The sequence below is a fragment of the Nocardia seriolae NBRC 15557 genome, from assembly GCF_007990715.1.
Lineage (GTDB): Bacteria > Actinomycetota > Actinomycetes > Mycobacteriales > Mycobacteriaceae > Nocardia > Nocardia seriolae.
In genome coordinates this window covers 1-8,085 of the sequence record NZ_BJWY01000201.1, presented here as the reverse complement: position 1 = coordinate 8,085, position 8,085 = coordinate 1, and the positions used below count along the sequence as shown (strand labels likewise).

Annotated in this window: 9 protein-coding genes; 3 read left to right on the top strand and 6 right to left on the bottom strand. The window is 66.1% G+C overall.

Features of this window, described 5'->3' with window-relative positions:
• Positions 1–99 precede the first annotated feature (99 nt).
• The 3 genes from NS2_RS34420 (at position 100) to NS2_RS34410 (ending at position 2,063) form a co-directional block, all read left to right on the top strand.
• The gene (locus NS2_RS34420) at positions 100–672 is read left to right on the top strand and encodes a monooxygenase family protein (protein ID WP_045440313.1); all 573 of its coding nucleotides are present in this window, start codon (positions 100–102) and stop codon (positions 670–672) included.
• Positions 673–815: 143 nt separating this feature from the next.
• On the top strand, positions 816–1,505 hold the full coding sequence (locus tag NS2_RS34415; protein ID WP_081986449.1) for an arsenate reductase/protein-tyrosine-phosphatase family protein: 690 nt from the start codon (positions 816–818) through the stop codon (positions 1,503–1,505).
• A gap of 195 nt (positions 1,506–1,700) precedes the next feature.
• Entirely contained in the window at positions 1,701–2,063 is a 363-nt protein-coding gene (locus tag NS2_RS34410) for a hypothetical protein (protein ID WP_228102732.1), read from the top strand.
• Between the two features lie 55 nt (positions 2,064–2,118).
• Here the strand turns inward: NS2_RS34410 and NS2_RS34405 are convergent, their stop codons facing one another.
• The 6 genes from NS2_RS34405 to lgt form a co-directional block, all read right to left on the bottom strand.
• Complete coding sequence (locus NS2_RS34405) at positions 2,119–3,030, bottom strand: acyl-CoA thioesterase (RefSeq protein WP_045440316.1); 912 nt, start codon at positions 3,028–3,030, stop codon at positions 2,119–2,121.
• 13 nt (positions 3,031–3,043) lie between these two features.
• Entirely contained in the window at positions 3,044–4,468 is a 1,425-nt protein-coding gene (gene pyk / locus NS2_RS34400; RefSeq protein ID WP_071811974.1) for a pyruvate kinase, read from the bottom strand.
• A gap of 90 nt (positions 4,469–4,558) precedes the next feature.
• On the bottom strand, positions 4,559–5,227 hold the full coding sequence (locus NS2_RS34395) for an amino acid ABC transporter permease (protein ID WP_033091514.1): 669 nt from the start codon (positions 5,225–5,227) through the stop codon (positions 4,559–4,561).
• Positions 5,228–5,244: 17 nt separating this feature from the next.
• The gene (locus NS2_RS34390; RefSeq protein WP_033091515.1) at positions 5,245–6,000 is read right to left on the bottom strand and encodes a transporter substrate-binding domain-containing protein; all 756 of its coding nucleotides are present in this window, start codon (positions 5,998–6,000) and stop codon (positions 5,245–5,247) included.
• A 189-nt stretch (positions 6,001–6,189) separates the two neighbouring features.
• The gene (locus NS2_RS34385) at positions 6,190–6,705 is read right to left on the bottom strand and encodes a TM2 domain-containing protein (RefSeq protein ID WP_033091516.1); all 516 of its coding nucleotides are present in this window, start codon (positions 6,703–6,705) and stop codon (positions 6,190–6,192) included.
• Between the two features lie 23 nt (positions 6,706–6,728).
• Positions 6,729–7,889: a prolipoprotein diacylglyceryl transferase gene (gene lgt, locus NS2_RS34380; RefSeq protein ID WP_071811975.1), complete on the bottom strand. Its 1,161-nt coding sequence runs from the start codon at positions 7,887–7,889 to the stop codon at positions 6,729–6,731.
• Positions 7,890–8,085 lie beyond the last annotated feature (196 nt).

Genomic DNA, 8,085 nt, shown 5'->3' with positions numbered 1-8,085 from the left:
GTACTAGGCTGGAGGTACTGCCGAGCGGTGGGCCTTCGAACCGGATTCGGGGGTGGGACGTAGGTCCACACGAGGTTGGCGAGCGTGCGGAGGCCATGGATGCGGGTGCAGAGAGTTACCGCGGACCTGTCGGAGTATCCGGATCTGGCCGTGATATTGCTCGGGATGCGGGTGCGCACGGCCCGGGGTTTTTTGCGGCTGCTCGGGGTGGGGCCCAAGTTGTACAAGTCGCATCACGATCGGCCCGACGGGCTTTTGTCGCACGAGGATGTGGTGTGGTCGCTGTGGCCGCCGCATTGGGGCGCGCGGCAGTATTGGCGGGATTTGCCGAGCCTGGAGCGATGGACGCGATCCGAGCCGCATCGGGTGTGGTGGCAGGAGTTTCTGAAGGATTCGGGCGGGACCGGATTCTGGCATGAAGCCTATTTCGCCAGGGGCGGAATAGATTCCGTGTACGACGATATGTCCGCGCCGACGGGGCTGGCCCGGTTCGCGCGCACCGTCCCAGCTCGGGGGCGGTTGTTCTCGACGCGGGGCCGAGTGGCGGGCACGGTGAGCACACCCGAAATCGAGCCGGTGATAACCGAATCCGCGCTCTATGACACAACCGATACCTGTTCGGCTATTGATTTACCGGGCGCGGGCGGGCATGCTCCATTGCCGGGGGATTGACCGGTCGCCAATCCGACACTCCGGTAAACGGGAACCAACGGTAGGTGAGCGACATTCGGCCGATCGATGAACATCACGGTCGAAACGTGTGATTCGGTCACGGAACTGTTTCGAAGTCACAACGGCGGGCATAAGTTATCCGTATGCATGTGCTGTTCGTGTGCAGCGGAAATGTTTGCCGATCCGTCATTGCCGAACGCCTGACCCTGGCGGTGGCCGCTGAACACGGACTACAGGAGCTATCCGCCGAGAGTGCCGGCGTCCGCGCACTGGTGGGATTCCCGGTGGAACCCCTTGCCGCACAGACGATTGTGGGCCTGGGCGGCAACGCCGACAACTTCAAGGCCCGCCGCCTCAAGGCGGACATGGTGCACCGCGCCGACATGGTGCTCACCATGACAGACAAGATCCGCGACCAGGTGCGCGATCTGGTCCCCGAGGCGCTGCCGCGCACCTTCACCCTGCTCGAGGCGTACCGCATCGCGAAGGTGAGCGGCGCGCGCAGCGTGGTCGGTCTGCACGCCGCGCGCGACGATCTCGCCTATGTCGGCCGGGAGAACATCGCCGACCCGGTCGGCCTGTCCCCGCAACAGTACTGCGAGGTAGGTGACAAGATCGCCGAAGCGCTGGTCCCCCTGTTGCTCGCGCTGCACGCGCATCAGCACCCGCAGGCCACCCTGCATCCGCGCAGCCCCTCGACCGGTCAGCAGCCGCTGCTGGTCATCGACGGCGGCCGGGCCGTACCGGGCAGACGGGCCGAATACCCCAAGCCGGTTGAATCCCCCAATCGGGCAGGGCAACCGGCCCGGCGGGTGGCGGAATCGGCCGGATAACAGGCGATCCCGGTACCGAGTGGTCCGGTTTTCCCGCGTGTCAATACACCTTGCTGCCGGGTTGGTCCGGTAAGGGATTACACTCTCGCGCGGAACAACTATCAGTTCCGCCGAACGCCACTGCCGGTGGTTCGACACAAGAACAGGACCAAGGACATGCCGAAGCGAATTTCGGATGTTTCGCTCCATGTTTACGTGACACCTCAGACCCTGCATCGCGTCACCGAGACGGTGTGCCGCGTGGTCGATGAATACGTCGCCGATCGAGATATCTTCGCGTGGCGCTTCACCCTGCCGGTGGAGTGCGACGAGCCCACCCACACCGTGCTCGAAACCCAGTGGCGGCTGGATCATCCCGGCGCCGAACCGGGTGACCGGCGCACCTACGAGATCGCGCTGAGTCTCGTGGGCGAGGCCCGTCAACTAACCAAGGCGGGCATCGCCAAGCTCGAGCAGCGCTTGGTTCTCGAACTGTCCGCCGACGAACCGGTCCCCTACATCGTTCATGCCCTGCAGCGGGAAAACTTCGAGCTCGAAGAGAACCGCGAGCTGATTTAGGGGCACAGACGCAAAACGGGCCGTACCCGATGCGGGTACGGCCCGAAAGTGCGTCTCAGCGTCGCGCTGGGAAGTGGCGGATCACGCCTTCCTGCACGGTCGTCGCGAGCAGCTCGCCCGTGCGGGAGTAGAAGTGGCCGCGGGCCAGGCCGCGGGAGCCCGCCGCGACCGGCGACTCGGTCGCGTACAGCGCCCAGTCGTCGAAGCGGAACGGGCGGTGGAACCAGATCGAGTGGTTCACCGTGGCCGCGATGATGCGGTCCCAGCCCCAGGACAGCCCGTGCGTGGTGAAGATCGAGTCCAGCACCGTGGTGTCGGACGAATACGCCAGCGCCGCAACGTGAATCAGTGGGTCATCGGGCAGCGCGCCGTCGGTGCGCATCCACACCCGGTTGTAGTCGAGGCTCTCGCCCTTGCCCTTGAGGATCCAGGCCGGGTCGTTGGTGTAGCGCATCTCGATGGGATGCGGTGCGTTGATGAACATCTGGAGCTTGTCCTCCATGCCCACGAACGACTCCTCCACGCGGGGAAGGTCTTCCGGGCCGGGGACGTCGGGCAGGGGCGCGCCGTGCTCAAGCCCCTTGCCCCAATCCTGGAACGCGGCGAGCATGACGAACAGCTCCTGCCCGTCCTGGTACGCCGTCACCGTGCGGTTGGCGATGGAGCGGCCGTCCCGGTGCCGATCGACGTGATATTCGATCGGCGCCTTGGGAGCTCCGCCGCGCACGAAGTGCGCGTTGATCGCGTGGATCGGTCGCTCCGGACCCACCGTGCGGCCCGCGGCGATGATCGCCTGGGCCACCAGCTGGCCGCCGAACGTGCGACTCCACACCTTCTCCGGATGGTGTCCGAGGAAGATGTCGGGGCCGTTCTCCTCGAGATCGAGCAGGCGTAGCAGCTCACGTAGATCTTGGGATAGACCGGTCCCCTCGGGGTCCGCGACGACGTCCGCAGACGTCTCGTCCAGCGACGCACTCAAACTAGTGGTCCTCCTCGCCGATGCGGTGCACGTGAATCAGGTTGGTGGACCCGACAGTACCCGGCGGCGAGCCGGCCACGATGACCACCAGGTCACCCTTCTTGTACCGGCCGATCGAGAGCAACGCGCTGTCCACCTGGTGGATCATCTCGTCGGTCGTGCCCACGGGAGGAACGATGAACGTTTCCACGCCCCACGTCAAGGCGAGCTGACTGCGAATCGCGGGCTGCGGGGTGAAAGCCAGCAGCGGCAGCGGGGTGTGCAGCCGCGCCAGGCGGCGCACCGTGTCACCGGACTGCGTGAAGGCAACCAGCGCTTTGGCATTCAGCCGCTCGCCGATGTCGCGGGCGGCGTAGGAGATGACGCCCCGCTTGGTCCGCGGCACGTGGGTCAGCGGCGGAACGCGAGTGGAGGACTCGGATTCCACGGCGTGCACGATGCGGGCCATGGTGCGCACGGCCTCGATCGGGTACTCGCCGACCGAGGTCTCGCCCGAGAGCATGACCGCGTCCGCGCCGTCGAGCACCGCGTTGGCCACGTCGGAGGCCTCGGCGCGGGTCGGGCGGGAGTTGGTGATCATGGACTCCAGCATCTGGGTGGCCACGATGACCGGCTTGGCGTTCTCGCGCGCCATCTGCACGGCGCGCTTCTGCACCAGCGGCACCTGCTCGAGCGGCAGCTCCACGCCGAGGTCGCCGCGGGCGACCATGATGGCGTCGAAGGCCAGCACGATGGCCTCCAGATTGTCGATGGCTTCGGGCTTTTCGAGCTTGCCGATGACCGGCACCCGGCGGCCCACGCGATCCATGATGTCGTGCACCAGCTCCACATCGGAGGGCGAGCGCACGAAGGACAGCGCGATGAAGTCCACGCCCAGCTTCAGGGCGAATTCCAGGTCGTCGATGTCCTTTTCGGACAGCGCGGGCACGGACACGTCCATGCCGGGCAGCGAGACGCCCTTGTTGTTGGAGACGGGGCCGCCCTCGGTGACCTTGCAGACCACGTCATTTTCTTCGACGCGCAGCACGGTCAGCCCGACCTTGCCGTCGTCCACGAGCAGCCGGTCGCCGGGCTTGGCGTCCTTGGCGAGGTGTTTGTAGGTGGTGGATACCCGGTCGTGAGTCCCTACGATGTCGTCGACGGTGATTCGGACTTCCTCGCCGGTGTTCCAGACGGTCTTGCCGTCACCCTCGAACCGGCCCAGCCGGATCTTCGGGCCCTGCAGGTCGGCGAGGATGCCGACTGCGCGGCCAGCGGAATCGCTGGCGGCGCGCACCTTCTTGTAGTTTTCAGCATGGTCGGAGTGCTCGCCGTGGCTGAAGTTCAGGCGCGCAACGTCCATGCCACTTTCGACGAGCTCACGAATTCGGTCCTCGGAACTCACTGCTGGTCCGAGGGTGCACACAATCTTCGTTCGTCGCATCACGCTCTAAACCCTAGACCTGTGACAACCCTCATGCCGACCCCGGCACACACATATACGGTTCTCGTAAGCAGCCGTTCAGCTAATGCCTGGTCAACGCGCGACGTGCCTGGCCAGCCTGGTCTCCAAGCGAGTTTGGCCGAACCCGAGGACGAGGCATATTACCCAGTAGTAAATTGCGGCAACCCCATACAGGGCGAAGAAGTCGAAAGTCGGTGCGGCCGCCATTTGCGCGGTGCGCAGCAACTCGGTCACCAGAATCGTGGACGCCAGCGAGGTGTCCTTCACCAACGAGATCAGCGTGTTGGACAGCGGCGGCACGGCGATGCGGGAGGCCTGCGGCAGGATCACCAGCCGCAGTGCCTGCGCGTAACTCATGCCGACCGAGTAGGACGCCTCCCACTGCCCGTGCGCGACCGAGAGGATCGCGGCGCGAATGATTTCCGCCGCGTACCCGCCCACATTGAGGCTGAACGCGATGATGGCCGCCGGGAACGGCTTCAGCACGATATCGAACGCGGGCAGGCCGAAGAAGATGATGAACAGCTGCACCAGCAGCGGCGTGCCGCGAATGACCGAGATGTAGAAGCGCGCGGCCGCCGACAGCAGCCGCACGCTCGACATCCGGGCCAGCGCCACGAACAGCGCGATCGCCAGCCCGATGACGAAGCTGATCGCCGTCAGCGGCAGCGTCTTGTCGATCGTGGCCTGCAGCATGGGCCACAGGTTGTGCTTGACCAGTGCCCAGGTGGCGTCATCCATGAAATAGCCTGCGCCGCTTACTTGCTGACGTCGGTGCCGAAGTACTTGTCCGAGATCTTCGCGAGCGTGCCGTCGGCGCGCAGCTCCTCGAGGGCCTTGTTGATCTGGTCGGTCAGCGCCTGGGAGTCCTTGCGGGCGGCGAAGGCCTGCTTGGAGGTCTCACCGGTCTTGCCGACGATCTGGATGGTGCCGGTGCCCTGCGCCTTGGTGTAGGCGTTCACCGCGAGGGTGTCGTTGACGGTGGCGTCGGCGCGGCCGGTCTTGAGCAGCTGCACGGCCTCGACGAAGCCGGGGATGGCCTCGACCTTGCAGCCCGCGGTCTTGGCGACATCGGCCCAGTTGCTGGTCTCGGACTGGGCGCAGGTCTTGCCGTTCAGGTCGGCGAGGGTGTGGACGCCGTTGTTGCCGGTCTTGGTGACGATGACGCCCTCGGACACGGTGTAGGGCTGCGAGAGCGAATACTTCTCCTCGCGTGCGGGTTTGACGGTGACCTGGTTGGCGATGAGGTCCACGCGCTTGGACTCCAGCGCGGCGAACAGCGAATCCCACGGGGCGGTGGTGAATTCCACCTTCTTGCCGATCTTGTCGCCGACGGCCTTGATCACGTCGACGTCGTAGCCCGTGAGGCTGCCGTTGTCCTGGTAGGTGAACGGCGAGTAGTTGCCCTCGGTGCCGACTTTCAGCACGTTCGCGTCGTCCTTGCTGGAGCTGCATGCGACGAGCCCGGCGGCGGCGACTACGGCGAGCATGACGGCGGCGAGCTTACGGCGCACGAGTGGAACCTCTCCTCTGGCGTGGGTGACCACGCGACAAACAACCGGCAAAGGGTACGCCGCGAACCGACCGGGTGGCACGGCAACCATCATGTTGCGCGAAAACCTGGTGCTGACTCGCGCTCGATGATAAGCGCGAACGGCCGCCACCGGATCCGGTGGCGGCCGTGGCACGCGGGAGGGTTTGCGTCACTCGCGCAGTGGGCGTCCTTCGAGGTCCGGGACCTTGCCGGTGAGCATGAGGATGCCGTCGATCAGCGACCAGATGCCGCAGCCGCCGCAGGTGAGCAGCTGCAGCACGCCGATCGTGCTGTAGCCCAGGTAGAACCGGCCGACACCGAAATGACCCAGGAAGATCTGCAGCAGGCCCGCGGTGAGCTTGCTCTTCTCCGAGTACGGAACGCCGAACGGGTCACGGCCCCACGGGGCCTCCGGGTCGCCGCCGTAGGGGCCGCCCGGACCCGGGACACCGAAGGGGGCGGGCTGACCGTAGGGCTGACCGGCCGGTGCGAAGGGTTGCTGACCCGGATACGGTTGCTGACCCGGATACGGCTGCTGCTGCGCCGGATACGGTTGCTGGCCCGGGTACGGCTGCTGACCGTAGGGCTGTCCGTACTGCGGCCCGGTGCCCGGCGCGCCGTACTGCGGCCCGTCACCGTACTGCGGCCCGTCCTGCGGCGGCTGCTTGTCGAATGGGTCGGTCACTCGCGTCCTCCCTGAATGGCTTGTCAGGAGCCATTCTTGCCGGACTCGACCGACTTCGCCGAGTCGGCGGCCGCGGGCTCCTGCTCCGCCGGCTCGGAATCACCGGCCTCGGAGGAATTATCGCCCTCCGGCTCCGATTCGTTGCCCGCCGTAGCGGATTCGGACTCGCCCACGCCCTCGGCGGCCTCCGCATCCCGCTCAGTATCGGACTTTTCGGATGTTTCGGACTCCGCTTGGGCCGCGCCCGCGGCCCCGAAGGCCCGCAGCGCCCCGAGCTGCCACGGCCACGGCCGTTCGATGCCGGACCGCAGCTGGTCGGCGGTCTCGCGGCCCTTGGTGGCGAACAGGAAATAGGCGATGGCACAGAGGAATACGATCGCCGAGGTGAAAGAGTTGATGCGGATGCCCGCGATATGGGTGGCCTCGTCATCGCGCAACAGCTCCACGAAGAAGCGGCCGAAGCAGTAGATGGCGACGTAGAGCGCGACCAGGCGGCCGTGGCCGATGCGAAACTTGCGGTCCAGGTACAGCAGAACCGCGACGCCGATCAGGTTCCAGATCAGCTCGTAGAGGAAGGTCGGCTGCACGATCCGGATCGGCGCGCCCGCGGCGGTGCCGTTCATCATGTCCAGGCCGCCGCTGTGGTCGAAGCGCTGGTAGATCTCCAGACCCCACGGCACGGTGGTCTGGCGGCCGTAGAGCTCCTGGTTGAAGTAGTTGCCGAGGCGGCCGATGGCCTGCGCCAGCAGAATTCCGGGCGCGATGGCATCGCCGAAGGCGGGCAAGGGAATCCGGTACACCCGGCAGCCGATCCAGGCGCCGATGCCGCCGAGCAGCACCGCGCCCCAGATGCCCAGACCGCCCTCCCAGATCTTGAGCGCGTTCATGGGGTGACCGTCGGCCCCGAAGTACTTCTGCCAGTCGGTGGCCACGTGGTAGAGCCGCCCGCCGATCAGGCCGAACGGCACCGCGAACATGGCCACGTCGAGCACCTGGCCGGATTGCCCGCCGCGCGCGATCCACCGCTTCTCCCCCAGCCAGATGGCCGCGATGATGCCGAGGATGATGCAGATCGCGTAGGCCCTCAGCGGGAAGGGACCCAGGTTCCAGACACCGCGCGGCGGGCTGGGGATATACGCCAGGACGTCGGCACCGGCACTGTCGGCGAGGGCTCGTAAGGTCACGAGTCCCCACCGTAGCCCAAAGCGGCCGCAGTGCGCCGCCCCAGGTCGACGCGCCGCAACTCGCCCGTCCGATGCCGCCGCCTTCTCCGAAACCCCGTAACACAACAGATATACGAAGTTCTTCCGCACCAGGTTGATCGAGAATTGTCCGCGGTTTCAAATTCCGCCGAATAGCGGGGACAGCTATCCCGACTCG

What these genes read in the sequence shown, in the direction of transcription:
- NS2_RS34395 (WP_033091514.1), bottom strand. Translation starts at nt 5,227, where the DNA reads ATGGATGACGCCACCTGGGCACTGGTCAAGCACAACCTGTGGCCCATG.
- NS2_RS34415 (WP_081986449.1), top strand. Translation starts at nt 816, where the DNA reads ATGCATGTGCTGTTCGTGTGCAGCGGAAATGTTTGCCGATCCGTCATT.
- NS2_RS34420 (WP_045440313.1), top strand. Translation starts at nt 100, where the DNA reads ATGCGGGTGCAGAGAGTTACCGCGGACCTGTCGGAGTATCCGGATCTG.